This is a genomic window from Falsiroseomonas frigidaquae (assembly GCF_012163145.1).
In the GTDB taxonomy this organism is placed as follows: domain Bacteria; phylum Pseudomonadota; class Alphaproteobacteria; order Acetobacterales; family Acetobacteraceae; genus Falsiroseomonas; species Falsiroseomonas frigidaquae.
In genome coordinates this window covers 334070-353339 of the sequence record NZ_JAAVTX010000006.1, presented here as the reverse complement: position 1 = coordinate 353339, position 19270 = coordinate 334070, and the positions used below count along the sequence as shown (strand labels likewise).

At 69.8% G+C, this 19270-nt stretch carries 19 protein-coding genes; 11 read left to right on the top strand and 8 right to left on the bottom strand.

Annotated features, from left to right (window positions below):
- Positions 1 to 61: 61 nt before the first annotated feature.
- Positions 62 to 1339, top strand: a complete 1278-nt coding sequence (gene eno / locus HB662_RS21240; RefSeq protein ID WP_168052513.1) for a phosphopyruvate hydratase — start codon at positions 62 to 64, stop codon at positions 1337 to 1339.
- A gap of 137 nt (positions 1340 to 1476) precedes the next feature.
- Complete coding sequence (locus HB662_RS21235; RefSeq protein ID WP_168052510.1) at positions 1477 to 1830, top strand: FtsB family cell division protein; 354 nt, start codon at positions 1477 to 1479, stop codon at positions 1828 to 1830.
- A gap of 26 nt (positions 1831 to 1856) precedes the next feature.
- Here the strand turns inward: HB662_RS21235 and HB662_RS21230 are convergent, their stop codons facing one another.
- On the bottom strand, positions 1857 to 3041 hold the full coding sequence (locus tag HB662_RS21230; RefSeq protein ID WP_168052508.1) for an MFS transporter: 1185 nt from the start codon (positions 3039 to 3041) through the stop codon (positions 1857 to 1859).
- Positions 3042 to 3269: 228 nt separating this feature from the next.
- Here HB662_RS21230 and pdhA point away from each other — a divergent pair, with 228 nt between their 5' ends.
- The 7 genes from pdhA to HB662_RS21195 all read left to right on the top strand — a co-directional run bounded on the left by pdhA (position 3270) and on the right by HB662_RS21195 (position 10446).
- Positions 3270 to 4301 (top strand): pyruvate dehydrogenase (acetyl-transferring) E1 component subunit alpha, encoded by a 1032-nt coding sequence (gene pdhA, locus HB662_RS21225; protein ID WP_168052506.1) that lies wholly within the window; start codon positions 3270 to 3272, stop codon positions 4299 to 4301.
- Between the two features lies 1 nt (position 4302).
- Positions 4303 to 5670, top strand: coding sequence for a pyruvate dehydrogenase complex E1 component subunit beta (locus tag HB662_RS21220; RefSeq protein ID WP_168052504.1), 1368 nt, complete (start codon positions 4303 to 4305; stop codon positions 5668 to 5670).
- Between the two features lie 12 nt (positions 5671 to 5682).
- Positions 5683 to 6990: a pyruvate dehydrogenase complex dihydrolipoamide acetyltransferase gene (locus HB662_RS21215; RefSeq protein WP_168052502.1), complete on the top strand. Its 1308-nt coding sequence runs from the start codon at positions 5683 to 5685 to the stop codon at positions 6988 to 6990.
- A 124-nt stretch (positions 6991 to 7114) separates the two neighbouring features.
- Positions 7115 to 7600 carry a GNAT family N-acetyltransferase gene (locus HB662_RS21210; protein ID WP_168052500.1) on the top strand — a complete coding sequence of 162 codons (486 nt, stop codon included), beginning with the start codon at positions 7115 to 7117 and terminating at the stop codon, positions 7598 to 7600.
- Between the two features lie 2 nt (positions 7601 to 7602).
- Positions 7603 to 8997 (top strand): dihydrolipoyl dehydrogenase, encoded by a 1395-nt coding sequence (gene lpdA, locus HB662_RS21205; protein WP_168052499.1) that lies wholly within the window; start codon positions 7603 to 7605, stop codon positions 8995 to 8997.
- Between the two features lie 4 nt (positions 8998 to 9001).
- Positions 9002 to 9973 carry a lipoyl synthase gene (lipA, locus tag HB662_RS21200; protein ID WP_168052496.1) on the top strand — a complete coding sequence of 324 codons (972 nt, stop codon included), beginning with the start codon at positions 9002 to 9004 and terminating at the stop codon, positions 9971 to 9973.
- Positions 9973 to 10446 (top strand): type II toxin-antitoxin system RatA family toxin, encoded by a 474-nt coding sequence (locus HB662_RS21195; protein WP_168052494.1) that lies wholly within the window; start codon positions 9973 to 9975, stop codon positions 10444 to 10446. The genes lipA and HB662_RS21195 overlap by 1 nt, the downstream gene beginning before the upstream one ends.
- A 1-nt stretch (position 10447) precedes the next feature.
- Here the strand turns inward: HB662_RS21195 and HB662_RS21190 are convergent, their stop codons facing one another.
- The gene (locus tag HB662_RS21190; protein WP_168052492.1) at positions 10448 to 11080 is read right to left on the bottom strand and encodes a hypothetical protein; all 633 of its coding nucleotides are present in this window, start codon (positions 11078 to 11080) and stop codon (positions 10448 to 10450) included.
- Positions 11081 to 11222: 142 nt separating this feature from the next.
- Here HB662_RS21190 and HB662_RS21185 point away from each other — a divergent pair, with 142 nt between their 5' ends.
- Positions 11223 to 11870 (top strand): glutathione S-transferase family protein, encoded by a 648-nt coding sequence (locus HB662_RS21185; RefSeq protein WP_168052490.1) that lies wholly within the window; start codon positions 11223 to 11225, stop codon positions 11868 to 11870.
- 67 nt (positions 11871 to 11937) lie between these two features.
- Positions 11938 to 13005, top strand: coding sequence for a threonine aldolase family protein (locus HB662_RS21180; protein WP_168052488.1), 1068 nt, complete (start codon positions 11938 to 11940; stop codon positions 13003 to 13005).
- A 9-nt stretch (positions 13006 to 13014) separates the two neighbouring features.
- Here HB662_RS21180 and HB662_RS21175 read toward each other — a convergent pair whose 3' ends face one another.
- From HB662_RS21175 to HB662_RS21150, 6 genes are all read right to left on the bottom strand, one after another.
- Positions 13015 to 13935, bottom strand: a complete 921-nt coding sequence (locus tag HB662_RS21175; protein ID WP_168052486.1) for a hypothetical protein — start codon at positions 13933 to 13935, stop codon at positions 13015 to 13017.
- 162 nt (positions 13936 to 14097) lie between these two features.
- Complete coding sequence (locus tag HB662_RS21170) at positions 14098 to 15480, bottom strand: dipeptidase (RefSeq protein WP_168052484.1); 1383 nt, start codon at positions 15478 to 15480, stop codon at positions 14098 to 14100.
- Positions 15477 to 15974: a CinA family protein gene (locus HB662_RS21165; RefSeq protein ID WP_168052482.1), complete on the bottom strand. Its 498-nt coding sequence runs from the start codon at positions 15972 to 15974 to the stop codon at positions 15477 to 15479. Before HB662_RS21165 ends, HB662_RS21170 begins: the two co-directional genes overlap by 4 nt.
- A complete protein-coding gene (locus HB662_RS21160; protein WP_168052479.1) occupies positions 15974 to 16420 on the bottom strand; it encodes a phosphatidylglycerophosphatase A family protein in 447 nt (148 codons plus the stop codon). Before HB662_RS21160 ends, HB662_RS21165 begins: the two co-directional genes overlap by 1 nt.
- Positions 16417 to 17256, bottom strand: a complete 840-nt coding sequence (locus tag HB662_RS21155; RefSeq protein WP_168052477.1) for an alpha/beta fold hydrolase — start codon at positions 17254 to 17256, stop codon at positions 16417 to 16419. Before HB662_RS21155 ends, HB662_RS21160 begins: the two co-directional genes overlap by 4 nt.
- Entirely contained in the window at positions 17253 to 19208 is a 1956-nt protein-coding gene (locus tag HB662_RS21150; RefSeq protein ID WP_245185792.1) for a lytic transglycosylase domain-containing protein, read from the bottom strand. Before HB662_RS21150 ends, HB662_RS21155 begins: the two co-directional genes overlap by 4 nt.
- Between the last annotated feature and the right edge of the window lie 62 nt (positions 19209 to 19270).

Here is a 19270-nt window from a genome sequence, read left to right as displayed (position 1 = left end):
CGATCCGCCGACGGACCTTTAAGCGCGAGCGGTAATCCCCCATCCGCCGGAGCCCAGAAAAATGGCCGCCATCGCCGACATCATCGCCCGCGAGGTCCTCGACAGCCGGGGCAACCCGACGGTGGAGGCGGAGGTTGTGCTGGATACCGGCGCCATCGGCCGCGCCATCGTCCCCTCCGGCGCCTCGACCGGCGCGCATGAGGCGGTGGAACTGCGCGACGGCGACAAGGCGCGCTACGGCGGCAAGGGCGTCCGCAAGGCCTGCAGCCATGTGGAAGGCGAGATCTTCGACGCGATCGGCGGCATGGACGCCACCGACCAGGTGAAGATCGACGAGACGATGATCGAGCTGGACGGCACGCCGAACAAGTCCCGCCTCGGCGCGAATGCCATCCTCGCCGTGTCGCTGGCCACCGCGAAGGCGGCCGCGGCCACGCTGGAGATGCCGCTGTACCGCTATGTCGGCGGCGTCTTCGCCCGCACCCTGCCGGTGCCGATGATGAACATCATCAATGGCGGCCAGCATGCCGATAACCCGATCGACATCCAGGAATTCATGATCATGCCGGTCGCCGCCGGCACGGTGGCGGATGCGGTGCGGATCGGCTCCGAGGTCTTCGCGCAGCTGAAGAAGGCGCTGCATGACGCCGGCCACAACACCAATGTGGGCGATGAGGGCGGTTTCGCGCCGAATATCGGCAGCGCCGAGGAAGCGCTCGGCTTCATCAGCAAGGCCTGCGAGAAGGCCGGCCACCGGGTGGGGGAGGACATCCTCTTCGCCCTCGATGCGGCCTCGACCGAGTTCTACAAGGATGGCCGCTACGTGATGGAAGGCGAGGGCAAGACCTTCGATGCCGCCGGCATGGTGGACTACCTGGAAGCCCTGACGAAGAAGTTCCCCATCGTCTCCATCGAGGACGGCATGTCCGAGGATGACTGGGAGGGCTGGAAGCTGCTGACCGACCGCCTCGGCGGCAAGGTGAACCTGGTGGGCGACGACCTGTTCGTCACCAATACCGAGCGCCTGCGCCGGGGCATCGAGACCAGCACCGGCAATGCGATCCTGGTCAAGGTCAACCAGATCGGCACGCTGACGGAGACGCTGGAGGCGGTGGAGATGGCGCATCGCGCCGGCTTCAAGGCGGTGATGAGCCACCGCTCCGGCGAGACGGAGGATTCCACCATCGCCGACCTCGCCGTCGCCACCAATTGCGGGCAGATCAAGACCGGGTCGCTTTCGCGCTCCGACCGCACCGCCAAGTACAACCAGCTGATCCGCATCGAGCAGGAGCTGGGCTCCGCCGCCCGCTATGCGGGGCGTGGCGTGCTGCGACGCTGACGGGGCCGCGGGCGGGCGTGACACGAAACGCACGCTCCGGTCCTTAACGTATTGAGAGGGCGCGATTCCGCTGGACAGCGGGGCCGCGCCCTTCTTGTATGCGCGCATCGGCGGGGGGGCCTGCGAGCGTGTCTGACATGTATCTGCCGCCACAAAGGCGGGGGGGTTTTGGTGCCTGGATCTCGCGCAAACTGCGCGCGGCGGTGCTGCCGGTGCTGTTCCTGGGAACCAGTGGCTATTTCGTCTGGCATGCTGTGCATGGCGAACGAGGCCTGATCGCGCGCGACATCCGTCAGGAACGCCTGCAGGAGGCGCGCGCCGAGCTGGCGCAGGTGCAGCAGGAGCTTGAGGCGGTGGAACGCCGCGTCGCCGGCCTGCGCGGCGACCGGCTGGACCGTGACCAGCTGGATGAGCGGGCGCGGCAGTTGCTCAACATGGTCGACAAGAACGAGCTCGTGGTGCCCTACGAATCGAACCGGCGCCTGTTCTGACGGATTTGGCCGGAACGGATGTTGCACTAGGCAGGCTGCGGTAGCGTCCGCAGCGGCGCCAGGGGGCTGGCAGCCACCGCCAGCAGGGACAGCGCGAAGCCCGCGGCGGCCAGCCACAGCGCGGCCGCCGGGCCGGCCCAGGCGGCCAGCGCGCCGCCCGCCAGCGCACCGAGTGGCCGCACGCCGAACACCGCCACCTGCATCACCGCACCGACCCGCCCGAGCAGCCCCGCCGGGGTGACGGATTGGCGCAGGCTGGTCTGCGCCACCTGCCACAGCATCGGCCCGAAGCCGAGCAGCGCCATGCAGGCCGCCAGCGTGAAGAGGCCCGGCGCCAGCACCAGCCCCGCCATGCCCAGCACCGAAAGCCCCGGACCCGAGAGCAGCACCTGGCCCAGCGGCAGATGCCGGCTGGCGGTGGGTGCGGCTAGCGCACCGGCCACCAGCCCCGCGCCATAGGCGCCGAGCGCCAGGCCGGTGGCCGCCGCGTCCAGCCCCAGCGGGCCGAGCGCCAGTGGCACGGCGATGGCCATCAGCGCGAAGAAGCCGGCATTCCAGGCGATCGCCGCCAGCGCGATCGCACGCAGCAGGGGCTGGCGGCGCACGAAGCGTGCCCCCTCCGCCACCGCGGCGGCCAGGCCCATCTGGTCAGTGCGCCGGGTGGCCGGCAGGGCGGGCAGGCGCCAGGCGAGTGCGGCGGCGGCCAGGCCCGCCAGGGCGGCCAGACCCAGCCCCGCCTGCGGCAGCCCGCGCGCGGCCAGCATCCCGGCCAGTGGTGCGGCGGCCAGCGTCGCCAGGGCGCGGCCCAGCTCCAGCCTTGCATTGGCCGCTGGAAGCTGTTGGCGCGGCACCAGGGCGGGCAGCAGGGCGAAGGCGGCCAGCGCGGCAGCCACCACGCCGCCGGCGCCGAGGAAGGCGGCGAGGCCCAGCAGCAGCGGATGCGCCGCAGCGGCCAGGGCCAGCGCGAAGCCCAGCGCCGCCACCAGCCCGCCACCGGCCAGCAGGCGCCGCCGGTCCAGCCGATCCGCCAGCACGCCGGCCGGCAGCGCCACCAGCAGCCAGGCGGCACCCTGCGCGGCGACCAGCGCCCCGGTCAGGCCCGGGCCGGCGCCAAGCTGCAGCGTGGCGACCAGCGGCAGCGCCGCCAGGGCAAGCTGGTCCGCGCCATGCAGTGCGGCAAAGGCGAAGGGCAGGGGCTGCGGGCGGGGCATGTCGTGCTTCCAGAATCTTGCGGCGGAGGCATGCCCTTGGCACGATTCAGCCGCCATCCGGTGGTTGCGCCGCAACGTCGATTCAGGCCGTAAAAACCGGTTAACCGCAACTCGGTTAATTCGCTTATTGCATTGCACAATCAATGCTTTTCCGAACCACGGCATGCTTGCACAGGCCCGGCAGCACGCGTAGATGCGAGGAAAGGGAAGCCCTGAGGAGGACACCGCATGGCCGAAACCGCCGCCCGCGTACCCCGCGGCAAGGGGGCCTCCAAGGGGGCCAATCAGCCTTCCATCAGCAAGGAGCAGCTGACCCGCGCCTACCGGGACATGCTGCTGATCCGCCGTTTCGAGGAGAAGGCCGGCCAGTTGTATGGCATGGGCCTGATCGGCGGCTTCTGCCACCTGTATATCGGCCAGGAGGCAGTGGTGGTCGGCATGCAGCTCTGCCTCAAGCCGGGCGACGAGGTCATCACCTCCTATCGCGACCACGGACATATGCTGGCCACCGGCATGGAGGCGCGCGGCGTGATGGCCGAGCTGACCGGCCGGATCGGCGGCTATTCCAAGGGCAAGGGCGGGAGCATGCACATGTTCTCGCGCGAGAAGGGCTTCTATGGCGGCCATGGCATCGTCGGCGCGCAGGTCTCGCTCGGCGTCGGGCTCGCCTTCTCCAACTGGTACCGGGGCGATGGCGCGGTGGCCGTGGCCTATTTCGGCGAGGGTGCCTCGAACCAGGGCCAGGTCTTCGAAAGCCTGAACCTGGCGGCGCTGTTCAAGCTGCCCTGCATCTTCGTCATCGAGAACAACAAGTACGGCATGGGCACCAGCGTGGAACGCGCCAGCGCCTCCCGCGACCTGTCGAAGAACGGCTCCCCCTGGGGCATCCCGGGCGAGCAGGTGAACGGCATGGATGTGGTCGCGGTGAAGGAGGCCGGTGAGCGTGCGGTCGCCCATTGCCGCGCCGGCAACGGCCCGTACCTGCTGGAGATGAAGACCTACCGCTACCGCGGCCACTCCATGTCCGACCCGGCGAAGTACCGGACGCGGGAGGAGGTGCAGAAGATGCGCGAGCAGAACGACTGCATCGAGACCGCGCGGAAGATGCTGCTGGAAACCTTCGATGCGAAGGAAGCGGATCTGAAGGTGATCGACGACGAGGTGAAGGCCATCGTGCAGGACAGCGCCGAATTCGCGCAGACCTCGCCGGAGCCCGATGAGAGCGAATTGTGGACGGACGTCCTGCTGGAGTCCCGCTGAGATGACGCAGATCCTGATGCCCGCCCTCAGCCCCACCATGACGGAGGGCAAGCTGGCCCGCTGGCTCAAGGCGGAAGGCGACGCGGTGAAGGCCGGCGACGTGATCGCCGAGATCGAGACCGACAAGGCGACCATGGAAGTGGAAGCGGTCGATGAAGGCACGCTGACGAAGATCCTGGTGCCCGAGGGCACCGACGGGGTCGCCGTGAACACGCCGATCGCGGAGCTCAACGGCGGCGCCGAGGAAGCGCCGGCGGCGAAGGCGGAAGCGCCCAAGCCCGATGCGGTGCTGGACAAGGCGCCGGTCGAGAAGATGGAGACCGCGAAGCCCGCCGCCACCCCGGTGCCGGCCCAGGCGGCCGCCGCGCCCGAGAAGGATTGGGGTGCCACCAAGCCGATCACCGTGCGCGAAGCGCTGCGCGACGCGATGGCGGCCGAGATGCGCGCCGACAAGGACGTCTTCCTGATGGGCGAGGAGGTCGGCCAGTACCAGGGCGCCTACAAGATCAGCCAGGGCCTGCTGGACGAGTTCGGCCCGAAGCGCGTGATCGACATGCCGATCACCGAACATGGCTTCACCGGCATGGCGGTGGGCGCGGCGATGACGGGGCTGAAGCCCATCGTCGAGTTCATGACCTTCAACTTCTCCATGCAGGCGATCGACCAGATCGTGAATTCGGCGGCGAAGACGCTGTACATGTCGGGCGGCCAGCTCGGCTGCCCGATCGTCTTCCGCGGCCCGAACGGCGCGGCCAGCCGCGTCGCCGCGCAGCACAGCCAGTGCTACGCCAGCTGGTACGCGCATCTGCCGGGCCTGAAGGTGGTCGCCCCCTGGTCGGCGGCGGATGCCAAGGGCCTGCTGCGGGCCGCCATCCGCGACCCGAACCCGATCATCTTCCTGGAGAACGAGATCCTCTACGGCCAGACCTTCGACTGCCCGACGGATGAGGATTTCATCCTGCCGATCGGCAAGGCGAAGGTGGAGCGCGAGGGCACCGATGTGACCCTGGTGGCCTTCTCCATCATGGTCGGCATGGCGATGCAGGCGGCGGATGAACTGGCCGCGCAGGGCATCAGCGCGGAGGTCATCAACCTGCGCACGCTGCGGCCGCTGGACATCGAGACGGTGGTGAAGTCGGTGAAGAAGACCAACCGGCTGGTCACGCTCGAGGAAGGCTGGCCCTATGCGGGTATCGGTGCGGAGGTGGCCATGCAGATCCTGGAGAACTGCTTCGACGACCTGGATGCGCCGCCGGTGCGCGTGCATGGGCTGGACATTCCCATGCCCTATGCCGCGAACCTGGAGAAGCTGGCGCTGCCGCGGCTGGAACAGGTGATCGAGGCCGCCAAGCGCGTGACCTACAAGTAAGGGGGACAGCTCATGGCCACGAACATCCTGATGCCGGCGCTGTCCCCCACGATGACCGAGGGCACGCTGGCGCGCTGGCTGAAGAACGAGGGCGACACGGTCAAGGCCGGCGACATCATCGCCGAGATCGAGACCGACAAGGCGACCATGGAAGTGGAAGCCGTGGATGAGGGCATCCTCGGCAAGATCCTGGTGCAGGGCGGCACCGCCGGCGTGAAGGTCAACGACCCGATCGCCGTGCTGGTGGAGCCGGGCGAATCGGCCGATGCGGCGCCGGCGCCGAAGGCCGAGGCTCCCAAGGCCGAAGCCCCGAAGCCGGCCCCCGCGCCGGAGACGCCGAAGACGGAGCCGGCCGCTGCACCGAAGGCGGAAGCGCCGAAGGCCGCCGAATCCGGCGACCGCACCATCGCCTCCCCACTCGCCCGTCGCATGGCGGCGCAGGCCGGGCTGGACCTGGCCGGCATCAACGGCAGCGGGCCGAATGGCCGCATTGTGAAGACGGATGTGGAGGCCGCACTGGCCAAGCCGCAGGCCGCCAAGGCCGAGCCGGCCCAGGCCGCCGCGCCGGCACCGGCACCCGCCGCCGCACCGGCGCCGAAGGCCCCGGCCCCTGCCATCACGGCGCCGCATACCGCCGTGCCGAACAGCAGCATCCGCAAGGTGATCGCGCGCCGCCTGACGGAATCCAAGCAGCAGGTGCCGCATTTCTACGTCTCGATGGATATCGAGATCGACGCGCTGCTGAAGCTGCGGTCGCAGCTGAATGCGACCTCGCCGAAGGACGGGCCGGGCGCCTTCAAGCTCTCGGTCAATGACCTGGTGATCAAGGCCGCGGCGGTGACCTTGCGGCGGATGCCGCAGGTCAATGCGACCTGGACCGAGGAGGCGATCCTTCAGTACCACGACGTCGATATCTCGGTTGCCGTCAGCATCCCGGACGGGTTGATCACGCCGATCATCCGCAAGGCAGACCAAGCGGGGCTCGCCTCCATCAGCAACCAGATGAAGGATCTGGCGGCGCGGGCCAAATCCGGAAAACTGAAGCCGGAGGAGTTCCAGGGCGGCGGTTTCTCCATCTCCAACATGGGCATGTATGGCGTGCGCGACTTCGCCGCCATCATCAACCCGCCGCAGGCCGGCATCCTGGCGGTCTCCGCCGGGGAACAGCGGCCGGTGGTGAAGGATGGCGCGCTGGCCATCGCCACGGTGATGACCTGCACGCTGTCCGTCGATCATCGCGTGGTGGATGGCGCGCTGGCGGCGGAGTGGATCGCGACGTTCAAGAAGATCGTCGAGGAGCCGCTGAGCCTGATGCTGTGATGCTGCGCATGCCCCCACCCAACCAGCCTTCGGCGTCGCGGCAGCGCCGCGACCCCCCGCAAGCGGGGGAGGGCCATGTTCTCCCTCCCCCGCGCGCGGGGAAGGGTCGGGGTGGGGGTGCGGCATGACCGACTTCACCCTGCGCGACGCGACCGAGGCGGACCTGCCCGAAATCCTCCGCCTGGTCCGCGACCTCGCCGAGTACGAGAAGCTGCTGCACGAGGCGGTGGGCACCGAGGCCGATTTCCGCGAGGCCCTCTTCGGCCCCACCCCCCGCGTCTCCTGCACACTGGCGGAGCGTGAGGGCCGCGCCATCGGCCAGGCGATCTGGTTCTACAATTTTTCGACGTTTACCGGCCGCCCGGGCATCTACCTCGAAGACATCTATGTCGAGCCGGAGCATCGGGGCCTGGGCGTCGGCATGGCCTTCTTTCGCCACTTGGCGAAGCGCGCGGTGGCGGAGAACTGCACGCGGATGGAATGGCAGGTGCTCGACTGGAACGCGCCCTCCATCCGCTTCTATGACCGCATCGGCTCGGAAAGCCGCGATGAGTGGCGCTCACGGCGCCTCTCGGGCGACGCTTTGCGCGCCCTGGCAGGAGAGTCCTGAACATGGCCGAGACTTTTGATCTCGTCGTCGTCGGCGGCGGCCCCGGTGGCTATGTCGGCGCCATCCGCGCCAGCCAGCTCGGCATGAAGGTCGCGCTGGTCGAGCGCGAGAACCTCGGCGGCATCTGCCTCAACTGGGGCTGCATCCCGACCAAGGCGCTGCTGCGCGCCTCCGAGATCAATCACCTGCTGCACAGCCTGGATGCCTATGGCTTCGCGGCCGACAACATCCGCTTCGATTTCGCCAAGGTGGTGAAGCGCAGCCGTCAGGTCGCCGGGCAGCTCTCGGGTGGCGTGAAGCACCTGATGAAGAAGAACAAGGTCACCGTCTATGACGGCCACGCGAAGCTCGCGGGGCCCGGCAAGGTTGCGGTGACCAAGGACGGCAAACCGGTCGCGGACATTTCGGGAAAACACATCCTGCTGGCGACCGGTGCGCGCGCCCGCGTGCTGCCGGGGATGGAGCCCGACGGGAAGCTGATCTGGTCGTACCGGGAGGCGATGACGCCGACCGCGCTGCCGAAGAAGCTCATCGTCATGGGCAGCGGCGCCATCGGCTCCGAATTCGCCAGCTTCTACCTGAACATGGGCGCCGAGGTGACGCTGATCGAAGTGATGGATCGCATCCTGCCGGTGGAGGACGAGGAAATCTCCGCCTTCGTCCACAAGGCCTTCACCAAGCAGAAGATGCAGATCATCACCGGCGCCCGCGTGCAGGGCGTGCGCAAGAACGCCGACAGCATCACTGCCATCGTCGAGGCCGGTGGCAAGGTGCAGGAGATCACGGCGGACCGGCTGATCTCCGCCGTCGGCATCGTCGGCAATGTGGAGGACCTCGGCCTGGAAGGCACGAAGGTGAAGGTGGACCGTACCCATGTGGTCACCGATGCCTTCGGCAACACGGGTGAGCCGGGCGTCTACGCCATCGGCGACCTCACCGGTGCGCCCTGGCTGGCGCACAAGGCCAGCCATGAGGCGGTGATCTGCGTCGAGGCGATCGCGGGCAAGCATCCCCACGCCATGGATGTGCTGAACATCCCCGGTTGCACCTATTGCCGCCCGCAGGTCGCCAGTGTCGGCCTGACGGAGAAGAAGGCCAAGGAACTGGGCCATGAAGTCCGGGTCGGCCGCTTCCCCTTCATCGGCAACGGCAAGGCCATCGCGATGGGGGAACCGGAGGGCTTCGTGAAGACGGTGTTCGACGCCAAGACGGGCGAACTGCTCGGCGCGCACATGGTCGGGCCCGAGGTGACGGAGATGATCCAGGGCTACGGCATCGCCCGCACCCTGGAATCCACCGAGGCCGAGTTGATGCACACCGTCTTCCCGCATCCCACGGTTTCCGAGGCGATGCATGAGTCGGTGCTTGATGCCTATGGCCGGGTGATCCACATCTAGCGCCATGAGCACCCGCCTCGAAATCGACCACCGGGCCGCCCTGACGGGTGCCGAAAGGCACCCTGAGAAGGCGAAGCGCCCGGACAACCCGATCCAGCGCAAGCCGGACTGGATCCGGGTGAAGGCCCCCACCAGCCCGATCTACCGGGAAACCCACGCGCTGATGCGCGCGAATGGCCTGGTGACGGTCTGCGAGGAGGCGGCCTGCCCGAATATCGGGGAGTGCTGGTCGCAGCGCCACGCCACCATGATGATCATGGGCGACACCTGCACCCGCGCCTGCAGCTTCTGCAACGTCATCACCGGCATGCCCAAGGCGCTGGACACCGACGAGCCGCGCCGGGTGGCCGATGCGGTGGCCAAGCTGGGCCTGCGCCACGTGGTCATCACCAGCGTGGACCGGGACGACCTGGCCGATGGCGGTGCGCGCCACTTCGCCGAGACCATCGCCGCCACCCGCGCCGCGGCGCCCGAGACCACCATCGAGATCCTGACGCCCGACTTCCTGCGCAAGGATGGCGCGCTGGAGGTGGTGATCGACGCCAGGCCGGATGTGTTCAACCACAACCTGGAAACCGTCCCGGCGCTGTATCCCTCCATCCGCCCCGGCGCGCGCTACTACCACTCGCTGCGGCTGCTGGACCGGGTGAAGCAGCGCGACCCCTCCATCTTCACCAAGTCGGGCATCATGGTCGGGCTGGGAGAGAAGCGGATCGAGGTGCTGCAGGTGATGGACGACCTGCGCAGCGCGGAGGTCGATTTCCTCACCATCGGCCAATACCTGCAGCCATCGGTGAAGCATGCGGCAGTGGATCGCTTCGTCACGCCGGATGAATTCGCGGATTACGGGCAGGCGGCGCGCGGCAAGGGATTCCTCCTGGTATCAGCCACGCCCTTGACCCGGTCTTCCTATCACGCGGACCGCGACTTCGCGGCGCTGCGGGATGCGCGGGCGGCAAAGCTGAAGGCCGCCTGATGCCCACCCACGCCGAGAAGCGGGTGCTGCCGTATTCCGACGAGCAGCTGTTCGACATGGTCGCGGATGTCCGGCGCTATCCGGAGTTCCTGCCCTGGTGCGTCGGGGCGCGCATCGTCTCCCGCACCGACAGCGAGCTGATCGCGGACCTGACCATCGGCTTCAAGATGTTCCGCGAGACGTTCCGGAGCCAGGTGACGCTGGAACGGCCGCACCATGTGCATGTCCGCTACCTGACCGGCCCCTTCCGCTACCTGAACAACCACTGGCGCTTCCGGCCGGTGGCGAACGGAACGGAAGTCGATTTCTTCGTCGATTTCGAGTTCAAGTCGCGCCTGCTGCAGGCCGTGATCGGCACCGTGTTCAACGAGGCGGTGCGGCTGATGGTGCGGTCCTTCGAACGCCGCGCCGCCAACCTCTACCGCCGCGCGCCGCCGCCGCCGGCCGCCGCGACGCCCGCGCCGAGCGCCTGAGCTAGGCGGTGCGGCCGCAATGCTTCCCGTTGGGGAGGTAGGGCCAGAACAGCCGGTCCTGCCGGTAGAAGCGTTCCAGCGCCGCCGGGCCTGACAGCAGTTCCGGCACGCCCATGCGGAAGGCGAGGAACAGATCCTCCGGCTTCACGCCGCGATTGCGCTCCGCATCCAGCCAGTCATCCTGCGCGCCGTGCTGGATCTTCGTCACCAGCCTGCGATTCAGCTCCCGCACCAGGTCGCGGGCCTCCGGCAGCCAGGCGCCGTATTTGGCGCCGGGCGCGGCGGCGGTGATGGGGATCTTGCGGAAGCGGGCACCTTCCTGCCGCCAGGCGCTCATGATGTCGTAGTCGGAGACCATCAGCAGGCCGCTCGGGCTGGTCACGGCGCCGGAGCTGCCGCTTTTCGCGGTGGTCACCGCGGTCTTGGCCGGCAGCAGCCCGTGCAGGGATCGCGCCGCCAGGTTGGGGCAGCGGAACACCAGCAGTACGGCACGGGCGGCGGTGACCTGGCGGATGGTCATCACATCCTGCGGGTCGAAGCCGCTGTCGCGCGCGGTGCGGATATCCTCGGCGGAGGCGCCCATCCGCGCCGCCGTATTCTCCCGCTGATCCGCCAGGATCTCTCCGATGCTCACCCGCAGGCCACTCATCCATGCACGTCCCGAAGCTGCCGGATGCAGGGAAGCATGGCGGGGCCGCGACAGGATGGCGGCGCCGTTGCATCCTGTTTCGCGCAAGCGCGTTCAGCAGCGCGTGGAAAAGCGGGGGAGGCCGGCAATGGGCTATATTCTCTACGGCGATGCCGGCTCCGGCTCCGCCCCGGTCGAGATGGCGCTGGCCGAGATCGGCGCGGCGGTGGAACTCCGCGACGTGCCGCTGGAGGGTGACCACCAGCTCCGCGCTGAATACCGCGCCATCAACCCCATGGGCCGGCTGCCGACGCTGATCCTGCCGGATGGTACGGTGATGACGGAAAGCCTGGCCATCCTGGTGACGCTGGCGGATATCCACCCCGGCCTGCTGCCACCGCCGGGCGATTCGGGCCGGGCGCGGGCGCTGCGCTGGATGGCGCTGCTGGCTGGCGAGTTCTATCCGCAGATCACCCGATGGGACTATCCGGCGCGATTCGGCGTCAGCCCGGACCAGCACCAGGCGCTGCGTGACGGCGCGCTGGCCATGGCGCGGGACGTGATGCGGGTGGTGGAGAACCACGCCGGGCTGACCGGCGACCCCGCCGCGCCCTTCCTGCTCGGCGCGCGCTTCAGCGTGGCCGATATCTACCTCGCCGTGCTGTCGCGCTGGGCGGAGGGACGGGTCTGGACCCCCGCGAACCTGCCGAAGATCGAGGCGCTGGCCCAGGCCGTCGCCGCGCGCCCAGCCATCGCGCCGCTGTGGCAGCGCCACGGGATGGCCCGCCCGGCTTGACGTGGCCGACTTGACGTAAGCCCCTGCGCATAGCGGAGTGCCCGGGAACCAAAGCCGGAGCCGCCCCATGGTCCATGCCCCCGAACGCCCGCCCGAGGGCGCGCCGCGCGTCCGCATCAACCTGTATTCCGACACCCAGACCAAGCCGACGCCGGCGATGTTGGACGCCATGATGCGGGCCGAGGTGGGCGACGAGCAGCATGGCGACGACCCCACGGTGCATGCGCTGTGCGACCGCATGGCGGCGCTGATGGGCAAGGAAGCGGCGGTGTTCATGCCCTCCGGCACCATGTGCAACGTCGCCTCCACCCTGGTGCATTGCCGCCCGGGGGAGGAGATCATCGCACATGAGACGGCGCATATCCTGACCAGCGAGGGCGGCGCCCATGCGGCGCTCGGCAGCGTGCAGATCCTGCCGCTGAAGGGCCCGCGCGGCATGTACACGCCCGATTCGTTGCGCGGCGCCTTGCGCGGCAAGTCCCGCCACACGCCGACGCAAAGGCTGGTCGAGGTGGAGCAGACCGCCAATACGGGCGGTGGCGCCGTCTGGGCGAAGTCCACGCTGGATGAGATTGCGGAGATCGCCCACGGCGCCGGTCTCAACACCCATATGGACGGCGCGCGGCTGATGAACGCCTGCGTCGCCGCCGGCATCGCGCCGGCCGAGATGGCGGCGGGCTATGACAGCGTCTGGCTGGACTTCACCAAGGGCCTGGGCGCGCCGCTGGGTGCCGTGCTGTGCGGCTCGCGCGACTTCATCGACGAGGCCTGGCGCTGGAAGCAGCGCCTCGGCGGCGCCATGCGGCAGGCGGGAATCTGCGCCGCGGGCTGCCTCTATGCGCTGGACCACAATATCGACCGGCTGGCGGAGGACCACGCCAATGCCAAGACGCTGGCCCGCGGCCTGGCGCAGATGGAAGGGGTGGAGGTGCAGGACCCCGACACCAACCTGGTGTTCTTCACCATCCCCGGCACCGGCGTGGCGGCGGCGGATCTGGTGAAGCGCCTGCGCATGGAGGGCGTGGCACTGTCCCTGCTCGGCGGGCGGCTGCGCGCCTGCACGCATCTGGACGTGACGGCGCCGATGATCGAGGACGCGCTGACGACCATTCGCGGCGCGCTCGCGAAGGGCTGAGACTCGGCCTCACCAGGCCCAGTAGACGCATTCCGGCGGGCGGTGCACGCCGTACAACGCCTTGTCGGCGCGCAGGTTGGTGAACATCAGCCGCCGCGCGCCGATGATGGTGAGGTACTTCGCCATCTGCACCAGATAGGGCAGGCCGACCTCGCCCTTCACCGTCAGCTGCCGGATCGCGTCCTTCAGCTTGGCGTCGTGGGACCCGACGCCGGTGGTGGGAATCGGGTGGCTGTGCTGGGTCGGCAGGCCGGGCGTGTCCACCCGGATGCAGACGCAGGCGGCACCCGCATTGCCCTTCGTGCCCTCATAGCCGACGCGGCGGTCGAACATGAAATAGGCCTCGCTGCCGAGCATCACCCCATGTGCGGCCGCCTTCTCCTCCATGCCCCGCACGATGCGGTAGCGCACCTCCGCGCTGGCGCCGATGTCGTACTGGTTGGCGCCGCGATCGACGCCGAAGTGCTTGTTGCCGTGGTTCGACAGCACGGTGTCCCGGTAGTTCATGTCCACCGTATTGTCCGTGGCGGGGACGGAGGCGCCGTCGAAGGCGATGGCGTCCTCCTCGCTGATCCGGAAGTCGAAGAAGGCCTCGAGCCGCACGCCGGCGATGCGGCCGAGCATGAGAAGCTGGACGTTGCTGGCCGGGTTGTGGATGTCCATCGCGTAGAAGATGCACCAGTCGGCGTCGCCGGCGCAGCGGGCGGAGCCGGGGACGGTCTTGAAATAGACCTCCTGCACCAGCTGCGCCTGGTCGTGCATCTGGCAGGCCGTATAGACCGCGTTGCGCAGGTTGCGGCTCAGCTTGACCTGGTCGGTCGTCGGCGCGGCGACGGCGAGTTCCGCGATGGCCTGGGTAAGCGCCGCCCGGTAGCGGCCGGCCATCTTCTTCTGCTTGCGGAAATGGATGTGCTCATAGACGGCGGGCATGGCATGCGCTGCTCCGGCTGCCGGCGGGCCGGGACGGCGCCGCCACATGACGGGCGGCAGGCGCCGGCCCGCCGCCCTGGCCGGAAGATGAGCCGCAGGCTTAACGAATTGCAAGCGGTGGTTGTGCGGCCGTGATAGCCCGCACAACGCCCGCTTGTGGCGTCAGCCCAGCTTCGCCAGCAGCCGCGCGTGGCTGCGCGCGCCCTGGTGGAAGCAGCGCAGGTCGAATTTCTCGTTCGGGCTGTGCACCTGGTCGTCCTCGAGGCCGAAGCCCATCAGCACGGTATCCAGCCCTAACACGTCCTTCATCGAGGAGACGATGGGGATCGACCCGCCGCAGCCGATCATCGCGGCGGGCCGCCCGTATTCATCGGCCAGCGCGGCCTGGGCCGCCTTCACGAAGTCGCTGTCCGCCGGCACCTCGATCCCCGGGCTGGCGCCGCCGCCCTGGAAGGTGGCGGTGGCGTCCGCCGGAAGCCGCGCCTTCACGAACTCCTGGAAGCTCGCAAAGACCTTCTCGTGGTGCTGGCCGGGGACGAGCCGGAAGGTGATCTTGGCGTGCGCCTCGCTGGGGATCACGGTCTTGCTGCCGGGGCCGGTATAGCCGCCCCAGATGCCGTTGATATCCGCCGTCGGCCGCGCCCAGAGCCGTTCCAGCGGCCCGCGATCCTTCTCCCCCACCGGCACCGACAGCCCGATGGCGCCGAGGAAATCATGTTCGGAGAAGCCCAGCGCCTGCCATTGCGCGCGCAGTTCGGGCGAAAGCTCCGGCACGCCGTCATAGAAGCCCGGCAGCTGCACGCGGCCGTTGGCATCGTGCAGGTCGCCCAGGATCTTCGTGATCAGGTTGTTCGGGTTCAGCGCGCTGCCGCCATACATGCCGGAATGCAGGTCCCGGCTGGCCGCCTTGATGTCGAGCTGCACGAAGCACATGCCGCGCAGCCGGGTGGACAGCGCCGGGGTGTCGATGTCCCACATGCCGGTGTCGCTGATGATGGCGACATCGGCCTTCAGCTCCGCGACATTGGCCGCCATGAAGGGGGCGAGGTTGGGGGAGCCGATTTCCTCCTCCCCCTCGATCACCGCGGTGATGGCGCAGGGCGGGCCGCCGGCCACCTTGTTCCAGGCGCGCAGCGCCTCGATCCACATCAGCACCTGGCCCTTGTCGTCCACCGCGCCGCGGGCGACCACGCGCTGGCCGTTCGGACCCTCCACCAGCACCGGCTCGAAGGGCGGGCTGGTCCACAGCTCCAGCGGGTCCGGCGGCTGCACGTCGTAATGGCCGTAATACAGCAGGTGCCGCTTGCCGCCTTCGGGACCCGGATGATGCGCCACCACCACGGGGTGCTTCGGCGTCTGTCGCAGCGAAGCCGTGAAGCCCAGTTCCAGAAGCTGGTCGCGCACCCATTCCGCGGCCCGCACGCAATCCGCCGCATGATCCGGCTGCGCCGAGATGGAGGGGATGCGGAGCCATTCCACCAGGCGCGCCACCGCCGCGTCGCGGCCGGCATCCAGGGTGGTCAGAAGCTGATCGGTCAGGCTCATGCAGTGTGCTCCAGGGCGCGGCGGATCAGGGCGAAGGCGGCGGCGACGGTCGCGGCGCGGATTGCCGTGCGGTCGTCGGGGAAGATGTGGTGCTCGGCCAGCGTCGGCGCACCGCGCAGCGCGCAGGCCAGGTGCACCAGGCCCACGGGCTTCTCGGCGCTGCCGCCGGTCGGCCCGGCGATGCCGGTGCAGGAAACGGCGACGTCCGCCCCCGCATCCTGCACGGCGCCTTCGGCCATCTGCCGCGCCACGGGCTCGCTCACCGCGCCCACCGCCTCGATCAGCGGGGCGGGCACGCCGAGCATGCGGGTCTTGGCCTCGTTCGAATAGGTGACGTAGCCGGCGAGCATGGTCGCGGAAAAGCCGGGGACGGCGGTCAGCGCCGCGGCGATCAGCCCGCCGGTGCAGGATTCGGCAGTGGCGAGGGTGAGGTCGCGGGACTGCAGCAGCGCCAGCACGCGCTGCGCCTCCTCCAGCGTCGTGGCTGGCAGCATCAGGAAAGCCCTCCCGGAAAATAGCGATGAAACGCCAGCAGGGCGGCGCCGGCGATGGCCCCGGCGATCACATCATCCAGCATGACGCCGAAGGCGCCGGGCTGGCGGTCGAACCAGGAAATCGGCCAGGGTTTCGTGATGTCCAGCAGCCGGAACAGCGCGAAGGCGGCCAGCGCGCCGGGCAGGGTGGCCGCCGGCAGCGCGGCGAGCGCCAGCAGCATGCCCGCCCCCTCATCCACCACGAACCAGCCGGGGTCCTCGTGGCCATCGCGCAGCACTTCGCCCGCCGCCCACCAGCCGGCCACCAGGCACAGCGCCGCCAGGGCCAGGCAGGCCACCGGCCCCAGCCACAGCGCCGGCAGCACCAGGGCAGACCCCCAGGTGCCGGGCCCCGGCCGCAGCCGGCCGACCCCGCCCATGGTCGCCACCAGCAGGGCAGGGGTCATGGGATGCGGTCGAGGAAGGCGTCGAGCGCCGCGACGGCCGCAGGTTCCTCCAGCGTCGGGCAATGGCCGCTGCCGGGGATCTCGACGAAGCGCATGTCGCGCCGGGCCTCCGCCATCCGCAGCGCCGTGTCCTCCGACAGAAGGTCGGACAACGCGCCGCGCACCAGCATCAGCGGCGCATGCGCCAGCGCGCCGAAGGCGGGCCAGAGGTCCGGCATGGCGCCGCCCGCCGCCATCGCCTGGGCGATGCGGATGTCCCAGCGCGGATGCCATGCGCCATCCGGCCCGGCCCGGAACGTGCCGGCGGCGAAGCGGTGCCAGCCGGCCTCGTCCAGCGCCAGCGGCGGCAGCTTGGCCTTGAGATACGCGACGGCTTCCTCCAGCCCCGGCAAGGCGGGGTCGCGGCCGACGAAATCCTGCACCTGGCCGAGGCCCACCGGCTCCAGCACCGGGCCGACATCGTTCAGCACCACCCCGGCCAGCGCCGTCGGCCGCAGCACGCCCAGGATCATCGCCAGGATGCCGCCATAGCTGGTGCCCACCACCAAGGCGCGGTGGCAATGCAGCGCCGCCATGGCGTCCAGCACGTCGCGCAGGCTGTGCTCGATGCCGTAGCGCGTGACCGATTCGGCGCGGCCGCTCTCGCCATGCCCGGCATGGTCCAGCGCCAGCACACGCCGCCTGCCGGCATGGCGATCCGCAAGCGCGTCGAAATCCTCCGCCGTGCGGGTCAGGCCGGGCAGGCAGAGAATCGGCGTGCGGCCTTCCGGTCCGGCATGGTCCAGCGCGGCCAGCTTCAGCCCGTCCCGCGCCGTGATGAAAACCCGCCTGGTCATCGGCGGCCCGCCATCAACCCGGCCAGCGGATGCGGCAGGTCGCCGGTGGCGGGGTTGCGGGCGCGGTAGATCACCACGTTCTCGATCACGCGCTGCACGTAGTTGCGGGTCTCGCCGAAGGGAATCTGCTCGATCCAGTCCAGTACATGCGGCCCGCTCGGGGAACGTGGGTCGCCATAGGTGCCGAGCCACTGGTCCACCCGCCCCGGCCCGGCATTGTAGCCGGCCGCCGCCAGCGGCATGGCGCCGCCGAAGCGCTCCAGCATCTGGCCGATGAAGGCGCTGCCGAGGCGCAGGTTGTGCGCGGCATCGGTGGTCAGCATCGCCGTGGAATGCGGCACGCCGAGCCGCCGCGCCACGCCGGCGGCGGTGGAGGGCAGCAACTGCATCGGCCCGCGCGCATTGGCGGACGACACGGCCGAGAGATCGAAATTGCTTTCCTGCCGGGTGATCGCATTGACCAGCGCCGGCTCGGCGCCCTCGTTCGGGGTGGGGTAGGGGGTGGGCCAGCCATCCTCCAGCAGGATCACGCCATCGGCGCCGGCACGCCGCGCGATCCAGACCGCGTGGTCCGGGCGACGGATGGCGACGCCGAGGCGCGCGATCAGCCAGCGGTCGCCGGCATCCGGGGAAAGCTCCTCGAGCCGCAGCAGGAACATGCGGGCGCGGTCGGATTGGCCGAGATCGGCCAGCGCCACCACGGCCCGCACCATCTCCCGCCCCAGGAAGCCGGCCGCCTGGTCCTGGCCCGGGGCTGCGGCGCCGCTGCCGCCGATCCGCGCGGCAAGCTGTGCCGGGGTTTCGCCCAGCGCCAGGCTGGCGAGCTGGCCGTAGAAGGCGACCGGCAGCGTCGCCGCTTCGCGCCACTGCGCCTGGGCCTGCGCGGTGCGACCGAGCGTCGCCAGCGCGGCGCCTTCCCAATAGGCGCTCCGGGCGCGGGTGATGACGCTGCTGCTGCCCTCGCCCAGCCGGGTGAAATGGGCCAACGCCTGGGCCGGCTGGTTCAGCATCCGCAGCGCGATGAAGCCGGCCAGGAACTCGCCTTCCTGCCGCGGCTCGCCAAGCTCCGACTGGCCATGATTGGCCGCCAGGCGATAGGCGGTGGCCGGGTCGCCCAGCCGCAGCGTCTTGCGCGACAGCACCTGGCGCTCCACCCAGATGGCGCGCTGCGCCTCCGGCGACAGGTCGCGCTGCAGCGGCTCGGCGGCGTGCCAGATGGCGGCGGCCTCGGCATCGCGGTCGGCGCGGCGGGCGGTGCGGGCCAGCTCATGCGCCACGCCGATATCCTGCGCGGTGCCGGCAAAAGTGCCGGCGCGGGCGGCGAGGCGGGCTTCCAGCGTGGCGCGGCGGGCGGCGTCCAGCATCGGCAGCAGCCGGGCGGCAGCGGCGGCCTGGTTGGCCCAGAACAGCCGGTCGGCCCGGCTCCAATGGTCGTCGGCGGTCAGCTGGGCCGCATTGCGGCCCAGGAAATCCTGTTCGGCGAAACCATCGCCATCGGCATCCCGCCAGCCGGCGCGCAGCACGGCGGCGGCTTCCGTGGCGCGGCCGGTCCGGATCAGGGCATCGGCATGGCGCTGCACGCCGGGCAGGGTGCGGGCGGGGGTGCGGCCGAACTGGCGCAGCGCCAGCGCATCATCCGCATCGCCTACCAGCGCGTCCTCGGCACGGATCGACATGGTGATGGGCAGCGGCCAATCCGGGTTGGCGTCCAGCCAGCGGACGATCTCGGCCGCGCTGGCGCCGCCGTTGCGGTTCTGCACGCGGCCCCAGACCACCAGCTTGCGAACCACCGGATCGGCGGCGAGCGAAAGGCTGTCGGCTTCCAGGAACCGGTTCTGGCGCAGCGCCTCCAGCGCCTGGCGGCCGGCTGCGCGGGTCGAATCGTCCGCCCAGGGCTGCGCCGCGGCCGGCGCGGGCTCAACCAGGAGCGGGGCGAGAAGCAGGAGGATCAAGGGGGTGCGTCGCATGGCGGACACTCTAGCGCAAAATGCCGTCCGTCTTCTGCCCCTGTCGG